Source organism: Paraburkholderia ribeironis (assembly GCF_900019265.1).
In the GTDB taxonomy this organism is placed as follows: domain Bacteria; phylum Pseudomonadota; class Gammaproteobacteria; order Burkholderiales; family Burkholderiaceae; genus Paraburkholderia; species Paraburkholderia ribeironis.
The window spans coordinates 82,617-102,771 of sequence record NZ_CYGX02000019.1 but is presented as its reverse complement, the minus strand read 5'-3'; the positions used below and the strand labels follow the sequence as shown (position 1 = coordinate 102,771).

Below are 20,155 nucleotides of genomic sequence, written 5' to 3'. Positions count from 1 at the left end.
CCTCCTCGCGGCGTGTCGTCGCCCCGATATTTTGTTGTCCAAACCAACATCTCCGGCGCGCGCCGCGGTCATCGTCTGCGTCAGCCGGCGGCTCACGTCAATAGCGTATCGCCGAAGCATGCCTCACGAATCGCCGCGACACATACAGACAGCAAACGACACGCCTCAGGCGCCTCACGCCACGACGCAGCGCTGTGTTTCAGGAACTTCGAGGTACGCGCGGCCGCGCATCTTCAGCCAGGAAGGAAGCCCGCCGACGCTTCGACGGTTAGCTGCTGGAACCGCCACCGCCGCGGTTCGCTATCGCCTGCGCGAGCAATGCATCGAACAACGCCATTTCCACCGGCTTCACGAGATGCGCATGAAAACCGGCCGCGCGAGTCTGTTCGCGATCGCCGGCGTGACCGAAGCCGGTCATCGCGACGAACATCGTGTCGGCAACACCAGGCAGTTTGCGCAGCGCCGCGAGCGTCGCATAACCATCCATCTTCGGCATCGCGATATCGATCACCGCCAGCTCAGGCATGAAGCTCGGTGCAATCTGCAGCGCCTCTCGCCCCTCGTAGGCGATGCGCACGTCGTGGCCTTTGAGTTCGAGCAGCATCGCGAGACTGTCGGCCGAGTCGTGATTGTCGTCCACCAGCAGAACCCGCAGCGGCGCAGTCTCGGGCGTCGCCGCGCCCGTCCCGGCATCGGCGGCTTCGGACGCTGACGGCGACGCGAGCGGCAGACTCAACGTGAACGTACTGCCGCATCCCGGCCCTTCGCTATTCGCAAAGATGCTGCCGCCATGCATTTCGACCAGCGATTTGCACAACGTGAGACCGATGCCGAGGCCGCTCTCGCCCCGACTCTGCCCGCTCTTTTCCTGCGCGAACAGGTCGAAAATCTTGTCGAGCGAGCGCACCGGAATGCCGCATCCCGAGTCGCGCACTTCAACCACGGCCATCGAGTAGTCGATGCGGCCAGTGATGTCGATACGGCTGCCCGGCGGCGAGAATTTCGACGCGTTGTGCAGCAGGTTTTGCAGCACCTGCACGAGACGAATCATGTCGCCACGAATGGACACCGGCTCGACCGGGACATGCTGCACGACGCGCTGTTCCTGCGCGTCGGTGAACGGCCGCACCGCTTCGATCGCGCGTGTCACCAGCTCGGCCAGATCGACGGCCGCGAGCCGCAGCTCGACCTTCTCCGACATGATCCGGCCGACGTCGAGCAGATCATCGACCAGCCGTGTCAGATGAGTGACCTGACGGTCGATCAGATCGCGCGAGCGCACGAGCGTCGGGCTCAGCTCGATCTCCAGTTGCATCACGCTGATGGCATTGCGCAGCGGCGCGAGCGGATTGCGCAATTCATGCGCGAGGGTCGCGATAAACTCGCGCATCCGTATGCCCGAACGCTCCAGTTCCTCGCGCTGGCGCCGCTCGGTCAGATCGCGCGTGACCTTGGCGAAACCGCGCAGCCGGTTCGATTCATCGTGCACAGCGGTGATGACGACGTTGGCCCAGAATGTCTCGCCGCTTTTGCGCACGCGCAAGCCTTCATCTTCCACATGGCCGATCTGCCGCGCGATGGCCAGCTCGCGCGCTGGCTTGCCCGCCGCGGCGTCTTCGGGCGGATAGAACGCCGAAAAATGCCGGCCGATGATTTCCTCACGCGTATAGCCGTTGATGCGCACGGCGCCCGCATTCCAGCTCATGACATAGCCTTGCGGATCGAGCATGAATATCGCGCAATCCTTGACGCTGTCGACCAGCAGACGGAAACGCTCTTCGCTTTGCCGCAACGCTTCCACGTAATCGCGCTGCGCGGTCAGATCGCGCGTGATCTTGGCGAAACCGGTCACGATGCCTGCCTGGTTGCGGATCGCCGTGATCACTACGTTCGACCAGAACGTGCTGCCGTCCTTGCGCACCCGCCAGCCTTCGTCTTCGAAACGGCCCGTCAGCGACGCCTGTTGCAGCTCATAGGCCGGCCAGCCGTGCGCGACGGCTTCGGCGGCATAGAAGCAGGAGAAGTGCTGGCCGACGATCTCCTGCTCCGTGTAGCCATGGAGTTTGTGCGCGCCGACGTTCCAGCTGACCACGCGACCGCTGGCATCGAGCAGGAAGATCGCGTAGTCCTCGATCGCCTGCACGAGCGCCGCGTAGTCGACGCCCACGGGCGCGCTCGCGAGGGCCTCGGAAGGATTGCGGTCGGGCTCGCGGTTTTCGCGGGCGGAGGAAACATCAAACTGGCTCATGGGCGCGGTATAAGGTTTTGCTCAGAAGGATACACCGTGCAAAACGGGCGAACCGGCCTATCGTTTCACCCGATAAGCGCACGCGCGGCGTGGGCGCAGATGCGTCGCCGCATGACGACAATGCCAGCAATCGTCGGGCCTGATGCTCGCGGGCTGGTCAGCGCATCGTCATCGTTCGTGCGGGAGCCCCAATTCAAGCGAATATTCATTACGATGACCCGGGCCGCAGCCCGGCAAATCAGACCCGACGTGAATGCACAGGCGATCCGCTCAGCCGGCTGCTGCGATCTTCTCCGCGAGCTTCGCGTCGTAACTGGAATGGACGTGCACACGCTTTTTGTCCGGATACGCGTAGGCATACGCCTTGCGCAGCGCCAGCGACGCCTCATGAAACCCGGACAGAATCAACTTCTGCTTGTTCGGATAGTTGGCGATATCACCGACCGCGAAGATGCCTGGCCGTGAACTTTCGTAATTGGATGTATCGACATCGACACGTCCACCGTGAATCGTGAGTCCCCACTGCGCGATCGGCCCGAGATCTGTCACCATGCCATACAGCGCGACGAGGTGTTCGGCCTCGAGTTGCGTCTCGCCTTCGATATGCCGCAAGGTCAGCGACTTCAACGTATCGCCCTCGACGGTGAGCCCCGTAATCGCGCCGACAATGAAATCCATCTCGCCCGCCTCGACCGCGCGCCGCATCGACTCGACGCTCGAATCGGTCGCGCTGAAACCGCTGCGCCGATGCACCAGCGTCACGCGCCGCGCGACATGGCGCAATGCCAGCGCCCAGTCGAGCGCGGAATCGCCGCCCCCGGCCACGACCACTGTCTTGCCGGCGAAATCGGCAAGGCGCGGCACGCTGTAATGCACATGGCGCGACTCCAGCGGCACCGCCTCGGCGAGCTGCAGCTTTTGCGGCACGAAGCCGCCGTTGCCGGCCGCGAGCAGGATCGCCGCGACATCGAACACGAGGCCGCGATGGGTGCGCACGGTCCAGCGTCCGTCGCTGCGCTGCTCGACCGAATCGACCCGCTGTTCGAGATGAATCGGTACGTCGAACGGTTTGCATTGTGCGATCAAGCGTTCGACCAGTTCGCGTGCGGTGCAGGACGGGATCGCGGGGATATCGTAGATAGGCTTGTCGGGATAGAGTTCAATGCACTGGCCGCCGATCGTATCGAGCACATCGACGATCTGGCACGACAGGCCGATCACGCCCGCCTCGAACGCCGCGAACAGGCCGACGGGGCCGGCGCCGATAATCAGGACGTCGGAGCGGATTGGCGGGGCGAGCGAGTCGGCGGCGGGCGTCATGGGCGGTCCCTCGAACAGGTGATGAATAGATGATGACCCACCATACCGAATCGCCCGAGTGGCGGCAACGATGCCATTACACCCGGTAAGGGCGCTTCGCGCGCCTCGTCATCGCAGGAAAGTGGTTACCCGAAAATAGTCGGAATCGGTCATTTTTTGAATCCAGTCGCACGACTAAGCTTGACCCATCGCATCACGGAATGTGTCCAACCCGACTCAGGAGTGAATCATGGAACAACGTCTGGACTTCTATAAAGCCAACCCCGCTGCGATCAAGGCATTGCTCGGCGTCGAAGAGCGGATCGGCAAATCGGCGCTCGAAAAATCGCTGACCGAACTGGTTCGTCTGCGTGCATCGCAGATCAACGGCTGCGCGTATTGCGTCGACATGCACACCACCGATGCCCGCAAAGGCGGCGAAACCGACCGCCGCCTCGCGACCGTGGTGGTATGGCGCGAAACGCCGTTCTTCACGGATCGCGAACGCGCCGCGCTCGAATGGACTGAAGCGCTAACGCTGGTGTCCCACGAGCATGTGCCCGACGCGGTATGGGAGGCCGTACGCCCGCACTTCAGCGACGAGGAACTGGTCGACCTGACGCTGCTGGTCTCCGCGATCAATGCATGGAACCGCTTTGCGATTTCGTTTCGCGCGATGCCACGCTGAACCGGGCTGTTTGATGGACGCGCAGCGTGGGCGGTCGCGCGGCGGCGGCGTTGCGCGCCTGAACGAAAGGTCGGCACGCGGCGTCCTGCCTCACGCAGGCGCCGCGCCCTTCGTGTGTCCTTGCTGCACCTTTGGTGCGCCCTTCCTCATTCGCCGATCCACGAGCCGCGCAGATCGCTGTCATGCAGTAGCTGCAAGAGCGTGCCGGCCGGACGGCTAAGCCGCTTCGCCGCGAGCGCGATGAATTCCACCGGCGGCAGCGGCGGCAAGCTGGCCGCATTCAACGGCGGCGTCAGGCCCCGCGCGGCCAGATACTGTGGACGCACCGTAATGCCGAGCCCGCCGCGTGCGGCCGCGATGCAGCCCGAATGGCTGCTGCTCGTGCACACCACTTGCCAGCTGAAACCCGCCTCGGCGAGCGCGTCGAGCACGACGGCCCGCGTCACGCTCGGCTCGGCGACCAGGATCAGCGGCAGCGGCTGGCTCAGATCGACCAGCGTGCCGGTGCGCGCCAGCCATTCGAGCCGGCCGGTGAACAACGGCACGCCGCGGCGGTCGCCGAGCCGTCGCTTGCCGACCAGCAGATCGATCGCCCCCGCGTCCAGCAACTCGTACAGCTTGCCGGTCATGCCGATGGTGATCTCCAGCTCGACGTCCGGATGCGCGTCGCGAAACGCCGCCAGCACCGTGGGCAACGGTCCGAGCGCGACATCGTCGGACGAGCCGAGGCGCACGCGCCCTTTCAGACGCGGCGCGCGAAACTGCGACTCGGCCCGCGCGAGCGCCTGCAGAATCACGCTGGCGTGCGCGAGCATCGCCTCGCCGTCGGGCGTCATCGCGAGCGAATGGGTGTCGCGCACGAACAGCCGCCGGCCCACGCTCTGTTCGAGCCGCCGGATGTGTTCGCTGACGCTCGACTGCGTCAGCTCGAGCCGGCGCCCCGCTTCGGTAAAGCTGTGGCAGGCGGCGACGGTCGCGAAGGTCTTGAGCCAGATGGGATTGAGCATGTGCTCATTGTCGCGCTGCTTATCGGCAAAGTCGATAACAGTTAGCGAACTCAGTGGGGTTCCCGATTGACGTCGATGTCAATACGATGACGGAATAGCCCTGATTGCTTCGGGCGGGCCACGCCTCGCCACTCGCCACTCGCCGCCCGCCGCTCCGTAAAAGATGACCAAGGATTCCGCCCACACCGCGCTGCTGTGGATCGTCGCCGCCGGCTTTTTCATGCAGTCGCTCGACACGACGATCGTCAACACCGCTTTGCCGTCGATCGCGCACAGCCTGCATGTCGCGCCGCTCGCGATGCAACCGATCGTGGTCGCCTACACGCTGACGATGGCGATGCTCACGCCCGCGTCCGGCTGGCTCGCCGACCGCTTCGGCACGCGCCGCATCTATTTCGCGGCGATCCTCGTGTTCGTGCTCGGCTCGATCTGCTGCGCGAGCGCGCACACGCTCGGCCAGCTGGTGATCGCGCGGGTGCTGCAAGGCCTGGGCGGCTCGATGCTGCTGCCGATCGGACGGCTCGCCGTGTTACGCAGCGTTTCCAGCGAGCAGTACGTGGCGGCGCTGGCGTTCATTTCCATCGCCGGCCAGCTCGGCCCGATCGCTGGCCCGACGCTCGGCGGCTGGTTCGTGCAGGCGGCCACGTGGCACTGGATTTTTCTGATCAACGTGCCAATCGGTGTGGTCGGTCTGTACGCGGTGCAGCGGTTCCTGCCGTCGCACGACACCGCCGCCGCGCCGCCGTTCGACTTCATCGGCTGCGCGCTGCTGTCGCTCAGCATGAGCGCGTTTTCGCTCGCGATCGACGCACCGGTCGCCACGCATCGCGCGGCCTGGTCGGCTGGACTGTTCGCGCTCGCCGTCGTCAGCGCCCTCGCCTACATTCCGCACGCAAAAAGCCAGCGCAATCCGCTCTTCAAGCTCTCGCTCTTCAGCGAGCCGAATTTCAGCGTCGGGTTGATCGGCAACCTCGTGTGCCGCATCGGCTCGAGTGCGGTGCCGTTCCTCGTGCCGTTGCTGCTGCAATTGCAACTGGGCTACACGCCGCTCAATTCCGGCCTGATGATGCTGCCCGCCGCGCTGGCCGGCACGCTCGCGAAGCGCTGGATCGCGCCGCTCGTGCGCCGCTATGGCTATGACACCTTCCTGCTCGTCAATACCGTGATCGTCGGTTCGGCGATCGTCGCGTTCGCGCTCATTTCACGTGGCACGCCGCTCGTGATCGAGATCGCCATCCTCGCCGTGTTCGGCGCGGCCAACTCCATGCAGTTCGCGGCGATGAACAGCGTCACGCTGAAGGATCTCTCGCACGCCGATGCCGGCAGCGGCAACAGCCTCTTTTCGATGGTGCAGATGCTGGCGATTGGCCTCGGCGTATCGATCGGCGGCGGCCTCGTGAAGTTGTTCTCGGCGCAATGGGATTCGGCGGCGCTGGGGTTCCGGTTGAGCTTCGTGTGCGTCGGCGTGATCACGTTGCTGTCGGCGTGGGTGTTCCGCCATCTCGACGAGCCGTCCGGCACGCGCGTGATGCGTGGCCAGGCAGTGCAAGGCGCGGGGCGATGAGACTTCGCCGCGCACGGCATGCTGGGTCGTGGCAGGCGGCCCAACAAATCGACGAACAAACCCACGAATAAACCAACGAACAAACGCCCGCACTGGATCGCACCGGTCTCGCGTAGCTGCGCCGCCTTCAGTCCGGCAACCGGACGCCCGATAGACGCTCGCACGCTTCGATCAGGCGCTCCTGCACGGCAACGTCGTGTACCGCTGGATGCGTGTCGCGCGGCTTCATGTGATAGAAGTACGCGCCGCTCACTTTGGCCGCCGGCTCATCGCTGACGGCGAGCCACACCTGGGTTTTCGGCGCGGCCTGCAGATCATCCGGCGCACCCGCGCCGCCCATTTTCGTCGCGACCCAACCCGGTTCCAACGCGTTCGACAACACCCGCGGCCAGCGGCGCGCAATCGCGAACGCAAGCAACGCGTCGTGCAGTTTGGAGTCCGAATAAGCGGTCGTGCCTTGCCACGGCCGTCGCTCCCATGTCAAATCGTGGAGGCTCGCGTCGCCGCTGCGATGCAAACCTGAACTCAGATAGACGAGCCGCTCGGGTCTGTCGATCAGCGCGGTCAGGATGTACGGCGCCAGCGTGTTGATCGCGAACACATGCGGCAAGCCGTCGACGGTGGCGATCCGGCGCGGCTCCCGGAAACCGACCGCCGCGTTATGGATCACCGCGTCAAAGCGGCCAAGCCGGTTGACCTGCTGCGCCAGCGCGGTGGTGTCCGCGATACTCGACAGATCGCCGCTCAGCGCGGCCTGCGCTTGCGGCACTGCCTGCAACGCCTCATCGGCACGTGCGGCGCTGCGCGCATGCAACACCACCCGATGACCAGCCTTGACGAGCAGACGTGCCGCCATCTGGCCGAGACCGTCAGCGGAACCAGTAATAAAAACGCGCGCCATGATGGGTTCTCCGTTGATAAGTCGAAATATGCCCTATGCATAACGAAAGCCGCGTTCCATGCGTATCTTTCGCCAACTTGCTTAGATTAACGGCAGCAGTACGACTGACGCGATAGCCTGGCTATCACTGCACTGATGACACCACATCATCTATGACGCTGGAGAGGTATCACGTTCGAGCGCCGCCGCGTGAATTCGGACGGACTTCGCGTTAGCATGTCGTGCATTAATGCATAACAAAGGAACCTCACATGCCATTTGACGAGCGCATGCTGAACGGCATGGGCGTGCTGACGGCGATCGTCGATTGCGGCAGTTTTGCAGCGGCCGGCGAAGCGCTCGACATGTCGCAATCCGGAGTCAGCCGTTCGGTTGCTCGGCTCGAAGCGCGGCTTGGCATCCGGCTATTCGACCGCACCACGCGCTCGGTCTCGTTGACCGACGAAGGCCGGCGCTTCTACGAACAGATCGTACCGCTGCTCGGCGGGCTGGAAGAAGCCGCGGCGTCCGCCGCCCAGGGCGCGAGCACCGTGCGCGGACGTTTGCGCGTCAACATGGACCCGTTCTTTTCGCGCCTCGTGCTCGGGCCGCGCCTGGGCGGCTTCATCGACAGGCATCCCGATCTGCAACTCGAATTGATCACGCGTGACCAGTTGGGCGATATGGTCGCCGACGGTTTCGATCTGGCGATCCGGTTCGGCGAACCGCCGGGGTCGACGCTGATCGCACGCAAGCTGCTGGATACGCGCATCCTGACGGTGGCCGCGCCGTCATATCTGAAGAAGCATGGGCATCCGACGAACCCCGCCGAACTCGAAAACCGCGGGCACGTGTGCATCAAGTTTCGCGATCCGCTGACGGGCTATCCATTCAGCTGGGAATTCCATCGCGGCCGCAAGAAGCTGGTGATTGCGCCGCAGGGCCGGCTGACCGTGAACGACGTGGGCACCCTGCATAGCGTCTGCATGGCGGGCCAGGGCGTCGCGCAGATCCTGTCGCTTGGCGCGGAATCGTTGCTCGCTAACGGCAAGCTGGTCGAACTGTTCCCCGACTGGGCCGACGAAGTTTATCCGCTGTATGCGCTCTATCCTTCGCGGCATCATCCACCGGCCAAAGTGCGGGCTTTCTTCGAGTTCATCGTTTCGCTGACCGGCGGTGCGCCGCGCGAACCGGCGGCCTGACGCGTCAACCAATCGTGTAGTGGTTTTGCGGCCCGCCGACATAGATGCCGCGGGCGAGCGTGAGAATCTGCTCGCGGTGCTGGTCGAACGCCGCCAGTAGCGCCGGTTCGTCCGAACCCGCATTGGGGCTCAGATTCGAAATCACCGAACGATCGACCGAGAAGGCGATTTCGCGCGCATTGTCGTAGCCCCAGAAGGTGACGCAATGGTGGGACGCATCATAGCTGCGGCTCGGATTCGGGAAGCTGATCGACATTTCGGACTCCCACAGGATCGGTATTCTTTTCCACGGTGCGCTGAATGAAGGGCGCGGTCAAGTGGTCGATTTCAAGGTCGTTTGTAAACTGGTTCGTTGGCTCATTTGTTAGCTGGTTTGTTGGCTTATTTGTTAGCTGGTTCGTTAGCTCGTTTGTAAACGTCATGGCCGTGCAAAACAGCATCACCAGCGCCGGCTGCTCGCCCGACGCAACCTCCCCAGTTGCCGGATGGCGCAACAAGCCAAGATACCGCGGATCTCCTGCCCGCACCGCACAAATGCATCGCGGCCGCGTTCTTGGCGCTGCGTGGACGCGCACACCGCATCGGGGCGAGGCGTCAGGTCTGCGCCTTGCTGCAATCAAGGCATCTTCCACAGCAACCATCTTGCATGGGACCAGAGTAAGCGCTGAAGCGCCAACTCTGGTCGACCGCTGAGGGCCACCATGAACGAAACCAGCGAATCCACCAATGACAAACCGGCCGCCCCCGAACACCCACAGCCGACAACGCACAGCGACAACAAAAAGAGCAAGCTGCCCGAACGCCACGACAAGGGCCGCAAACAATCGCCCGCTGACCGCCCGGGCAAGAAACCTGGCGAAGGCGAACCGTCAGTCGGTTGAAAAATAAAACCCGAGCTGCAGGCGGCTTTGCTGTGCAAAAAATAGCCAAGCCGCATAAATTTTCCCCTTCTGCCGGCTTTCGGAAAGCAAACATTTTTTCCCACTTTTTACCGATTATTTTTTTCGCATGATGCACTACTTTGCTGCATGCAGCACTGTGTGCGCCAAGCGAACCGGCTGCCGCCCTTCAATCGATAAAAAGGCGACGCCCATGTCCATCTCTTCAATCCGCCCTGAGCCCCCGACAGTCTCCATCTGTCTGCCCACCTGTAACCGTCCCGAACTGATCGCGCAATGCATCGATTCGTGCCTCGCGCAGACCTACGGCGAACTGGAAATCCTGATCGGCGACGACTCACAGGATGACCGCACGGCACAGTTGATCGCGGCCCGCTACGGGCAGGAGCCGCGCGTGCGCTACGCGCAGAATCGGCCGCCGCTCGGCCAGGCGCGCAACGTCGCAAAGCTGTTCGAGCGTGCGCGCGGCGACAAGATCCTGTTGATCCACGACGACGATCTGCTCACCATCGACGGCATCGAAAAGCTTTTGTCGCTGTGGACGCTTCATCCGCAACTCGATGCCGCTTTCGGCGATCAGTACGAGGCCGATCAGAACGGCGCGGTCGACATCGACGCGAGCATGCGGCTGAACAAGGCGTTCCGGCGCACCAGGGACGCCGAGGGCCTGCAGCCGCTGGCGGGCCGAACCGGTTTGATCCAGATGTTCCCGAACAACGGCTGGATGGCTAACGCGCAACTCGTGAAGCGGATCGGCTACACGGAACAGTACGGCATGTGCTGCGATTTCGTGTTCGGCACCGAACTTTGCCTCGCGGCGCGCGAGGTGTTCTATCTGCATGACTACATATCGGTGTATCGCAAGACGGCAACCTCGATCTCGCACAGCACGCGCGGCACGGCACTCGCCGCCACGGTGAGCGCGTATGCGTTCGTGAAGGCGCTGACGCTGCCGCCGCAGCTGGAGCCGTCGCGCAAGCTGGCGTTGCGGCGTCTCGCGCCGATCGTCGTGTCGATTCACGCGCGAAACCGCCAGCCGCTCGCGAGTATCAGGATCGCGCTCACGCACCTGTTCGCATACAACTACGGCTTCAGTGCGCGCCTTTACTATCATCTGCTGATGCTCGCACGCGCCGCGCTGGGCATGCGTCGACCGGCCGTCGAGGCTGCGGCGGTCGCCGCGGTCGCGGCCGACCCGGCCGCCGTGGTGAAGGAGTTCGTCACCGAGCTCGTGAGCGATCGGTCCGAACCTGTTTGATGGGGCTGCGGTTTGATGGCGCTGCGCGTAAAGCGTCGCGCGCTATATATTTTTAGCGTCTTTGCTGCTATGCATCCTCTGCTTAGCAAACGCGTATTTGTTGCTTGGCGCGGCACGCGGTGCTGATTACGATGGACCCGACCCGTCATCAGCCCGGAGGTGATTCGCCATGTCCGACAGTGCCTTTTTCAAGCCGCGTGTGATCGAACCGGTAGCCCTCAATCAACCAGAAGGATTGGGGCTCGCGGTGGAATTGTGGCTGGCGCAGCCGGTCGACGGCATTGCGGGCCGGGCGCTGCAGATTCATTTGCGCAGCGGCACGAAAGATGCAACAGGCCGAGGCGCTGCGCGATCTGTTGCATGCACTCGGGACGGAGCTCGTGGTGAGCTGAACGCTGCGCGCTGCGCCTGCCGACGCGGCCCGCATGTCGCGTCGTCGCGTCGTCGCATCTTCCCGCCTCGCATTGCTTCGTTCAGCCGATAAAAAACGGCGGCCGGGTCACCCCGCGCCGCCGTTCTCAACCCGCACCGCCGGTGCGCGGTTCGAGCGTGCCACGCACGCTCAAGGTTCGAGACGCAGATATCCTTCTGTCGACGGATCGCGCATGCGCAGCGACACGAGGCCAGCGATTGCGCACATCACCGTGACGTACCAGAAGAACATCGACTCGACGCCAATCGACTTCAGCCACAACGCCACGTATTCCGCCGAGCCGCCGAACACGGCATTGGCCACCGCGTACGACAGGCCCACGCCCAGCGCGCGCACTTCCGGCGGGAACATTTCGGCCTTGATCAGGCCGCTGATCGACGTATAGAAACTGATGATTGCGAGCGCCAGCACCACCAGCCCGAACGCCGCGAACGGGCTGGTCACGTCTTGCAGCGCGTGCAGCAGCGGCACGGTGCCGATCGTCGCGAAGAAGCCGAAGCACAGCATCGAGCGACGGCGGCCGATGCGGTCCGACAGCGCGCCGAACGCCGGCTGCATCACCATGTAGAGGAACAGCGCCGCGGTCATCACCGTGCTGGCCGTCTTCGCCTGCATGCCCGCCGTGTTGACCAGGTACTTCTGCATGTAGGTCGTGAAGGTGTAGAAAATCAGCGAGCCGCCAGCCGTGAAGCCGAGCACCGTCATGAACGCGGCCTTGTGCTGCCACAAGCCGCGCAGCGTGCCGGCTTCCTTGCGCTGACGCGTCGCGGCGGTAGAGGTTTCGTCGAGCGATTTGCGCAGATACAGCGCGACCAATGCCGCCACCGCACCGATCACGAACGGCACGCGCCAGCCCCACGCCTTCAGTTCCGCAGTGGAGAGCGTTTGTTGCAGGATCACGATCACCAGCAGCGCGCACAACTGACCGCCGATCAGCGTCACATACTGGAACGACGCGAAGAAACCGCGCCGGCCCTTGAGCGCGACTTCACTCATATAGGTCGCGCTGGTGCCGTATTCGCCCCCCACCGACAAACCCTGGAACAGCCGTGCGACCAGCAGCAGCGTCGGCGCCAGCGCGCCGATCTGCGCGTAGGTGGGCAGCACGGCGATCACGAGCGAGCCGCCGCACATCATGAACACCGACACCATCATCGCGGTGCGGCGGCCGTGCTTGTCGGCAAGACGGCCGAAGAACCAGCCGCCGATTGGCCGCATCAGGAAGCCGGCGGCGAACACGCCCGCCGTGTTGAGTAGCTGCGTGGTGGTGTTGCCGCTCGGGAAGAACGCCGACGCGAAATACAGCGCGGTGAACGAGTACACGTAAAAGTCGAACCACTCGACGAGATTGCCCGATGAAGCGCCCACGATCGCGAAAATGCGGCGCCGCGTGTCGTGAGCCGAACCCACGGTTTGGTCGGTTATGTCGGTCATGCTAGTGTCTGTCCTTGTTTTAAAACGAAGATGGCGGTCGTGCTGCCGCCTTGACAACGCGCGCATCGAAGTGTCCATGGCGCGAGTGAGCGAATTTTACAGAATTGCAAGGGCAGGATGGCGGATTGTCAGGCATCTCGTGCCGCAACGCGCATTCACGCTTGCCGAACCTGGCGCGGCGGGCAACTTCCTGCGCTACCTGATGTGCATCCTGATCCCCAGCGGCCCTGCTGCAAGGCCGCGATGAAAAAAGCCCCTCGCAGTCTTCCGGCTGCCAGGGGCTTTGAACCGCTTCGAACGGCTTTGAACAGATTCGCACTGTTTTCGACCCACGCCGGGAACGAGCGCGTACCTCACATCCTCACAGCGGGCGGCACATAGCGGCACTCATAGCGCTTCCTCACCGTGCCGTTCTCATCGACGCTTTCCAGATACACGTCGAACTGCCACAAGCGCGCCATGTGCTTGAGCACTTCATCGCTATCCGACGACAGATGCCGGTTGTCACTCATGAAATGCCGCAGCGTCAGACTGCGATCGCCGCGCGTGTTCACTGCCCACACCTGGATGTTCGGCTCCCGATGATGCATGTCGTACTGCCGCGACAGCGCCTGGCGCACGTACTGGTAACCGCTGTCGTCATGAATCGCCGACACTTCGAGCGCATCGCGCATGTCGTCGTCGAGCACCGAGAAGAGCCGCATTTCCCGGATCAGATGCGGCGACAAATACTGTGCGACGAAGCTCTCGTCCTTGAAGTTGCGCATCGCGTAGTGCATGGCCGGCAACCACGGACTGCCGGCCAGTTCCGGGAACCACTTGCGGTCTTCGTCCGTCGGTGATTCGCAGATCCGGCGGATGTCGCTCATCATCGAAAAGCCGAGCGCATAGGGATTAATGCCGCTGTAGTAAGGCTTCGTCACGGGCGGCTGATAGACCACGTTGCTGTGTGAATGGAGAAACTCCATCATGAAGCCGTCTTCCAGCTTGCCCTGGTTGTACATCGTGTTGAGCAACGTGTAGTGCCAGAACGTCGCCCAGCCTTCGTTCATCACCTGGGTCTGCCGCTGCGGATAGAAGTACTGGCCGACCTTGCGCACGATGCGGATCACCTCGCGCTCCCACGGCTCGAGCAGCGGCGCGTTTTTCTCCGCGAAATACAGCAGATTTTCCTGCGGCTCCGGCGGATAGCGCTCCTCGATTTCCTCCGGCAACGGCGTGTGCCGGGTCGGCAGCGTGCGCCACAACTCGTTGACCTGTGACTGCAGATAGGCTTCGCGCTCGCGCCGCGCGGCGAATTCCTTTTCGAGCGAAAGCTTCTGCGGACGCTTGTAGCGGTCCACGCCGTAGTTCATCAGCGCATGACACGAATCGAGCAATTCCTCGACCCGATCGAGCCCGTAGCGCTCCTCGCACTCCGCGATGTAATTCTTCGCGTAGACGAGGTAGTCGATGATCGCGTGCGCGTCCGTCCACAGCCGGAACAGATAGTTGCCCTTGAAGAACGAGTTGTGCCCGTAGGCCGCATGCGCGATGACGAGCGCCTGCATCGTCATCGTGTTCTCTTCCATCAGATACGCGATGCAGGGGTTCGAATTGATCACGATCTCGTACGCCAGACCCATCTGCCCGCGACGGTAGCTTTTTTCGGTGGAGAGAAAGTGTTTGCCGAACGACCAGTGACGGTAGTTCACCGGCATACCGACGGACGCGTACGCATCCATCATCTGTTCGGCGCTGATGAGTTCGAGCTGGATCGGATACACGTCGAGTTCATATTGCTCCGCAACACGAGCGATATGCGAGTCGTACTCTTCGATCAATTCGAAGGTCCAGTCCGACGGGCACGGCAGAGGCCGTCTATCGGCTACGGTCATACGGACTTCCCTTTGCCCCTCAGTGGGCGTTCCGGTGTGTCCCTGTGCTGCAGCGCTGTCGTGCGCTCCGGCTTCGGTGGCTCGCGTAGCGTGCGCCCCGGCCTCGGCATGCCCCGACTGTTGCTGCGGCACGCCTTTCCCGCGCTCAGGCTGATAGCCGCGCGCTTCGTTGTGCAGGTGCTTGTCGGTCATGAAGTCGCCGCCTGCTTTTCAAACAGCTCTCGAAACACCGGATAAATGTCGGCCGCGGTTTCGACCTTCTTCATCGCCATGTGCGGCTGGCTGAGCGCCAACTGCGCATATTCGAGCCACAGGTTCTGCTCTTCGGGCGTGACCTGGATATACGCAAAATACCGCACCTTCTGCAGGATGTCATCCGAGAGTAATTTGCGGCACTTCGGCGAGTCGTCGGTCCAGTTGTCGCCGTCCGAGGCCTGCGCCCCGTAAATGTTCCATTCAGTCGGCGAATAGCGCTCGTCCATCACCTTGCGCATCAGTTCGAGCGCACTCGACACCACCGTGCCGCCGCTTTCGGTCGAATGGAAGAACGTGTCTTCGTCGACCTCTTCGGCGCGCGTGTGATGGCGGATAAACACCACCTCGATGCGCTCGTAGTTCCGCTTGAGGAACAGATACAGCAGGATGAAGAAACGCTTGGCGAGATCCTTGCGCTGTTCGTCCATGGAACCAGAGACATCCATCAGACAGAACATCACCGCCTGGCTGGACGGCGTGGGCTGCTTCACGCGGTTCACGTAGCGCAGGTCGAACGGATCGATGAATGGAATTCGCCAGATGCGACCGCGCAAATGGTGGATTTCCTCTTCGAGCAGTCTGATTTCTTCGCGGCGATCCGCGGGATCGGCCTTCAGCACTTCGAGCTGCCGCTCCATCTCGTGCAGCTGGTTGACGAGTGGCGCGCCAAGCGCGATACGCCGGCCGAGCGCGCTGCGCAGCGAACGGACCACGTCGATGTTGTTCGGCGTGCCTTCGGCGGCCCACCCCGCGCGCACGCTCTTCCACGTCGGCACGGCCAGCAGATGGGTTTTGACGAGACGCGGCAGTTCGAGGTCGTCGAAGAAATACTGCATGAATTCTTCGCGGCTCAGCTCGAACACGAAGTCATCCTGACCTTCGCCCTCGTTGCTGGCCTGACTGCCCCCGCCTCCGCCGGCGCCGCCTTGCGGGCGCTGGATCTTGTCGCCGCGGATGTAGTCCGAGTTGCCCGGATGCACCATCTCGCGCCTGCCGCCCGGACCATGGCGGAACGACGGTTCCGCGATGTCCTTGCGCGGGATCGTGATGCTCTGGGTGTTCTGGATGTCCTTGATGCTACGGTCGCGCACCGCCTCCGAAACGGCGCGACGAATATAGTTCTTAACGCGGCGCAAAAAACGCTCGCGATTCGCAATGCTTTTGTTCTTGCCTGCTAACCTGCGGTCGATGATTTGATGAAGCACGCCGGTCTCCCATGCAACTGCGCGTCGATCGGAGTTGGCACCTTAGCTGTCGACCAGAGTTCGCGCTTTAGCGCGCTACTCTGGTCCCACGCAAAGCGCTTATTCCAACCCCATCCAACTGCGCTAATTTCGGGTCCGCGAGACGCCCGCCGCATGGTCCGCAACGCTACGTCCATGCAGCTAGCGCCTCGCAGGGTGCCCGCGCGGCTGGACCACGCGGGCGCCACGCAATGCGCATCACGATGACTTGCGCACGCGCAGATACCAGTCACATAGCAAGCGCACCTGCTTCGGCGTATAGCCCTTCGTCACCATCCGGTTGACGAAGTCTTCGTGCTTGCGCTGCTCCTCTGCCGAGCCCTTCGCGTTGAATGAAATCACTGGCAGTAGTTCCTCCGTGTTCGAGAACATTTTCTTTTCGATCACGACGCGCAGCTTCTCGTAGCTGATCCATGCAGGATTCTTCCCCGCATTGGCAGCACGCGCACGCAGCACGAAGTTCACGATCTCATTGCGGAAGTCCTTCGGGTTGCTGATGCCCGCAGGCTTTTCGATCTTCTCCAGTTCGGCGTTCAGCGCCGCGCGGTCGAAACTCTCGCCGGTGTCGTGATCGCGGAATTCCTGATCCTGAATCCAGAAGTCCGCGTACGTCACGTAGCGATCGAAAATATTCTGTCCGTACTCCGAATATGACTCCAGATACGCGGTCTGAATCTCCTTGCCGATAAAATCCGCGTAGCGCGACGCGAGCACGTCTTTGACGAACGACAGATACTTCTGCTCGGTTTCCGGCGGGAACTGCTCGCGCTCGATCTGCTGTTCGAGCACGTACATCAGATGCACCGGATTGGCAGCGACTTCGGTCGAGTCGAAGTTGAACACGCGCGACAGGATCTTGAACGAGAAGCGGGTCGATACACCGGTCATCCCTTCGTCGACGCCCGCGAAGTCGCGGTACTCCTGGTAAGACTTGGCCTTCGGATCGGTGTCCTTGAGATTCTCGCCGTCGTACACCTGCATCTTCGAGAAGAGGCTGGAATTCTCGGGCTCCTGCAGCCGCGTGAGCACCGACATCTGCGCCATCATCTTCAGCGTGCCCGGCGCGCAAACCGCATTGGCGAGCGACGAATTACGCAGCAGCTTCTCGTAGATCTTGATCTCTTCACCGTAGCGCAGGCAGTACGGCACCTTGACGACGAAGATCCGGTCGAGCAGTGCCTCGTTGTTGCGGTTGTTGCGGAACGCCTTCCATTCCGACTCGTTCGAGTGAGCGAGGATGATGCCGTCGAACGGAATCGCGCCGAAGCCTTCCGTGCCCTTGAAGTTGCCTTCCTGGGTCGCGGTGAGCAGCGGGTGCAGCACCTTGATCGGCGCCTTGAACATTTCGACGAACTCGAGCAGGCCCTGATTGGCGAGACACAGACCGCCGGAGTAGCTGTACGCGTCCGCGTCGTCCTGCGCATACTGTTCGAGCTTGCGGATATCGACCTTGCCGACCAGTGACGAGATGTCCTGATTGTTCTCGTCGCCTGGCTCGGTCTTGGCGATACCGATCTGCCGAAGGATCGACGGGTAGCGGCGCACCACGCGGAACTTGCGGATGTCGCCGTTGTATTCATGCAGGCGTTTGACCGCCCACGGACTCAGGATACCTTTGAGGTAGCGCCGTGGAATACCGTATTGTTCTTCGAGAATCGGGCCGTCTTCCTCGTAGTCGAACAGACCGAGCGGCGACTCGTTCACGGGCGAGCCCTTGATCGAGTAAAACGGCACGCGTTCCATGAGCTGCTTGAGACGTTCCGCGATCGACGATTTACCGCCGCCGACCGGTCCCAGCAGATACAGGATCTGTTTCTTTTCTTCGAGCCCCTGGGCCGAGTGCCGGAAGTAAGCGACCACCTGCTCGATCACATCTTCCATTCCGTAGAACTCGCGGAATGCGGGGTATACCTTGATGACCTTGTTCGCGAAGATACGCGACAGGCGCGGATCGTTGCGAGTGTCGATCTGTTCGGGTTCTCCGATTGCCGTCAACATGCGTTCGCCAGCCGTGGCGTACGCGGCGGGATTGTCTTTGCAGAGCGCGAGATACTCCTCGAGCGAGAGTTCATCCTCTCGTGTTTTCTCGAAGCGTGTCGCGAAACTGCTGTAGATATCCATGCTACCTCCTCGCCGAAGTCTGGACCGATGTCGTGCGCGGCGCGCTATTCGGAAACGACATCGCTCGAATTCATCCTAAACCCTTTTAAATTTTTTTTCACGAACTACGTTGCGAAAATCGCGCCGTGTCTGCCTCCCGATATTCCTCACTTGGAAACATAGTTTCGACCACCTACAATTTTGCACTCTCATCACAGCGATGACAGCGTCTTGCGTCCTTGCCTGCGCCCCACCGTCGTCACATCACGGCCTCGTCGTCCCACACTGCTGCTCAGTGCTCCTGCACGACTCATCGCGTCACGCGCTGCCCGAACGATCTCTCGTGCGCATCGGAACAGTTGTGCGCGTACCCACACCTGGTGGCGCAAAGTGCGGACGTGGAAATCCCATGCTCGTTTCGTGCCCGGTCCTCTCTTCATCAACGCGCGGCCCATGTGTTCGGTCTACGCCTGTACGCGTCTGTTACATGTTCGCTGGTGCATCTTCAGCCGATTCGCCATCGCGTGAGGGCCTGAGTTGCGTGTGATTCTGCAAACGCACACGATGGTTCGTGGCAGCGCCACACGTGCTGCGCCGCGCCGAGTAACCGTGTTACGAGCCGGGTCGGCGCGTCCATAACTGGATCACGGCAATCTCACGCATCGACTTGATACGGCTATGCGCCGAATCCGCCAACGCGGCTGCGATAAAAATAAAACGGCCGCACGAGGCGGCCGTTTGAATGATTGGAATGAAGCTTCGTAACTTACGGTTACAAGCGTATGGTGACAAGCGCATGCTCCGGGCGCCGCGGCGAAGGTCACCGTCCCTCGCTCAGATCAGTTCTATCTCCACTTCCCCGAGCCCGTCGATATGGCCGCGCACAATGCCCGGCCGGTCCACCGCATGTGCCCCAACGTACGAACCGGTGGTGAGCGTCCAGTCCCGTTCGATCGTGATGCCCATCGCAGCGCAATGATTGACGAACCATACCAGCAGTTCGCGCGGGTCGCCGGCCGGGTTGCCGGTGGCTTCCGGCACCAGCGACTCGCCGTCGAAACTCAGCTCCAGCTCCGGTGAAACGAAATCGAAGCCGCGTGCGAGACCTGCGTAGGCAACCGGATGGCCGCTGACCAACGCCCCATTGTTCTGCGCGTCGGCCAGTTGCGCGAGCGGCGCGATGTTCGGCCATTCGCTGAAGCGGCTATCGACGATCTCGATGGCGGGCAGCACCACACCGACCTTCGAGAGCACCTCGTCGCGTGCATAGGCGCGGCCGCGCGGCTCGATCGGCTCGGCAAAGCGGAAGGCGATCTCGAGCTCCACAAGCACGCGAAAGAATCCGTCATGCGCGATCCGTGCCGGCGACGGCAGCACCAGCGACGCGGGAATCGGCGCGCCGGCGGCGGCCCCACCCGGCGACGGCGCGCCGATCTTCCACGCGCCGGTCGAATCGCCGAGGCCTGCGATGACCGCCTGCTGGATCGCATACGCAGTCGCCGCATCGGGCGGCAGGCTGTCCGGAGCGGGCGCATCGATCGGGCGATGCTGTCGGCGTGCTTCGATGAGGCGGTGCGCAAGGTCTTGTGGCGTCATGTTTGTCCTCTGGCTGGCGCATTGAGCGGTTCATGGTGGCGTGATGGTCGGAGCGGGCGTGTGGGGCGGCAATCTGCGAAGGCGGGCGCTCACGCTTGCCGAATCGACGATTCGCGTCAGCTGCCGGCGCGACGAGTTCTTGCCGCGCCCGTCAATGTACCGGATCACGAG

General features: G+C 62.5%; 15 protein-coding genes and 1 pseudogene. 6 read left to right on the top strand and 10 right to left on the bottom strand.

Annotation, left to right across the window (positions count from 1 at the left end; genetic code table 11):
* Positions 1–268: 268 nt before the first annotated feature.
* Together BN2475_RS09830 and BN2475_RS09825 are read right to left on the bottom strand one after the other, a co-directional pair.
* A complete protein-coding gene (locus tag BN2475_RS09830) occupies positions 269–2,248 on the bottom strand; it encodes a PAS domain-containing hybrid sensor histidine kinase/response regulator (protein WP_094779337.1) in 1,980 nt (659 codons plus the stop codon).
* A 270-nt stretch (positions 2,249–2,518) separates the two neighbouring features.
* Positions 2,519–3,568: an NAD(P)/FAD-dependent oxidoreductase gene (locus tag BN2475_RS09825; RefSeq protein WP_094779336.1), complete on the bottom strand. Its 1,050-nt coding sequence runs from the start codon at positions 3,566–3,568 to the stop codon at positions 2,519–2,521.
* Between the two features lie 229 nt (positions 3,569–3,797).
* On the opposite strand from BN2475_RS09825, the gene BN2475_RS09820 reads away from it, so the two are divergent.
* Positions 3,798–4,235, top strand: coding sequence for a carboxymuconolactone decarboxylase family protein (locus BN2475_RS09820; RefSeq protein WP_094779335.1), 438 nt, complete (start codon positions 3,798–3,800; stop codon positions 4,233–4,235).
* A gap of 146 nt (positions 4,236–4,381) precedes the next feature.
* On the opposite strand, the gene BN2475_RS09815 is transcribed toward BN2475_RS09820, so the two are convergent.
* Positions 4,382–5,242 (bottom strand): LysR family transcriptional regulator, encoded by an 861-nt coding sequence (locus BN2475_RS09815; RefSeq protein WP_094779334.1) that lies wholly within the window; start codon positions 5,240–5,242, stop codon positions 4,382–4,384.
* A 163-nt stretch (positions 5,243–5,405) separates the two neighbouring features.
* Between BN2475_RS09815 and mdtD the strand changes: the two genes are divergently transcribed.
* Positions 5,406–6,806, top strand: a complete 1,401-nt coding sequence (mdtD, locus tag BN2475_RS09810) for a multidrug transporter subunit MdtD (RefSeq protein ID WP_094779333.1) — start codon at positions 5,406–5,408, stop codon at positions 6,804–6,806.
* Positions 6,807–6,933: 127 nt separating this feature from the next.
* Here the strand turns inward: mdtD and BN2475_RS09805 are convergent, their stop codons facing one another.
* On the bottom strand, positions 6,934–7,707 hold the full coding sequence (locus BN2475_RS09805; protein WP_094779332.1) for an SDR family NAD(P)-dependent oxidoreductase: 774 nt from the start codon (positions 7,705–7,707) through the stop codon (positions 6,934–6,936).
* Between the two features lie 251 nt (positions 7,708–7,958).
* Here BN2475_RS09805 and BN2475_RS09800 point away from each other — a divergent pair, with 251 nt between their 5' ends.
* Positions 7,959–8,888 carry a LysR family transcriptional regulator gene (locus tag BN2475_RS09800; RefSeq protein WP_094779331.1) on the top strand — a complete coding sequence of 310 codons (930 nt, stop codon included), beginning with the start codon at positions 7,959–7,961 and terminating at the stop codon, positions 8,886–8,888.
* 4 nt (positions 8,889–8,892) lie between these two features.
* Here the strand turns inward: BN2475_RS09800 and BN2475_RS09795 are convergent, their stop codons facing one another.
* Positions 8,893–9,144, bottom strand: a complete 252-nt coding sequence (locus BN2475_RS09795; RefSeq protein ID WP_094779330.1) for a DUF1488 family protein — start codon at positions 9,142–9,144, stop codon at positions 8,893–8,895.
* Positions 9,145–9,589: 445 nt separating this feature from the next.
* On the opposite strand from BN2475_RS09795, the gene BN2475_RS09790 reads away from it, so the two are divergent.
* The 3 genes and pseudogenes from BN2475_RS09790 (at position 9,590) to BN2475_RS36320 (ending at position 11,437) form a co-directional block, all read left to right on the top strand.
* Positions 9,590–9,769: a hypothetical protein gene (locus BN2475_RS09790; RefSeq protein ID WP_094779329.1), complete on the top strand. Its 180-nt coding sequence runs from the start codon at positions 9,590–9,592 to the stop codon at positions 9,767–9,769.
* Positions 9,770–9,980: 211 nt separating this feature from the next.
* A complete protein-coding gene (locus BN2475_RS09785; protein ID WP_094779328.1) occupies positions 9,981–11,045 on the top strand; it encodes a glycosyltransferase family 2 protein in 1,065 nt (354 codons plus the stop codon).
* 169 nt (positions 11,046–11,214) lie between these two features.
* Positions 11,215–11,437: pseudogene (locus BN2475_RS36320) on the top strand (hypothetical protein).
* 170 nt (positions 11,438–11,607) lie between these two features.
* Here BN2475_RS36320 and BN2475_RS09775 read toward each other — a convergent pair.
* From BN2475_RS09775 to BN2475_RS09755, 5 genes are all read right to left on the bottom strand, one after another.
* Positions 11,608–12,912 carry an MFS family transporter gene (locus BN2475_RS09775; protein ID WP_094779327.1) on the bottom strand — a complete coding sequence of 435 codons (1,305 nt, stop codon included), beginning with the start codon at positions 12,910–12,912 and terminating at the stop codon, positions 11,608–11,610.
* Positions 12,913–13,265: 353 nt separating this feature from the next.
* Positions 13,266–14,981, bottom strand: coding sequence for a SpoVR family protein (locus BN2475_RS09770; RefSeq protein ID WP_094779326.1), 1,716 nt, complete (start codon positions 14,979–14,981; stop codon positions 13,266–13,268).
* On the bottom strand, positions 14,978–16,249 hold the full coding sequence (locus BN2475_RS09765; protein ID WP_094779325.1) for a YeaH/YhbH family protein: 1,272 nt from the start codon (positions 16,247–16,249) through the stop codon (positions 14,978–14,980). Before BN2475_RS09765 ends, BN2475_RS09770 begins: the two co-directional genes overlap by 4 nt.
* A gap of 237 nt (positions 16,250–16,486) precedes the next feature.
* A complete protein-coding gene (locus tag BN2475_RS09760) occupies positions 16,487–18,409 on the bottom strand; it encodes a PrkA family serine protein kinase (protein ID WP_094779324.1) in 1,923 nt (640 codons plus the stop codon).
* 813 nt (positions 18,410–19,222) lie between these two features.
* A complete protein-coding gene (locus tag BN2475_RS09755) occupies positions 19,223–19,984 on the bottom strand; it encodes a 2-keto-4-pentenoate hydratase (protein ID WP_094779323.1) in 762 nt (253 codons plus the stop codon).
* Positions 19,985–20,155 lie beyond the last annotated feature (171 nt).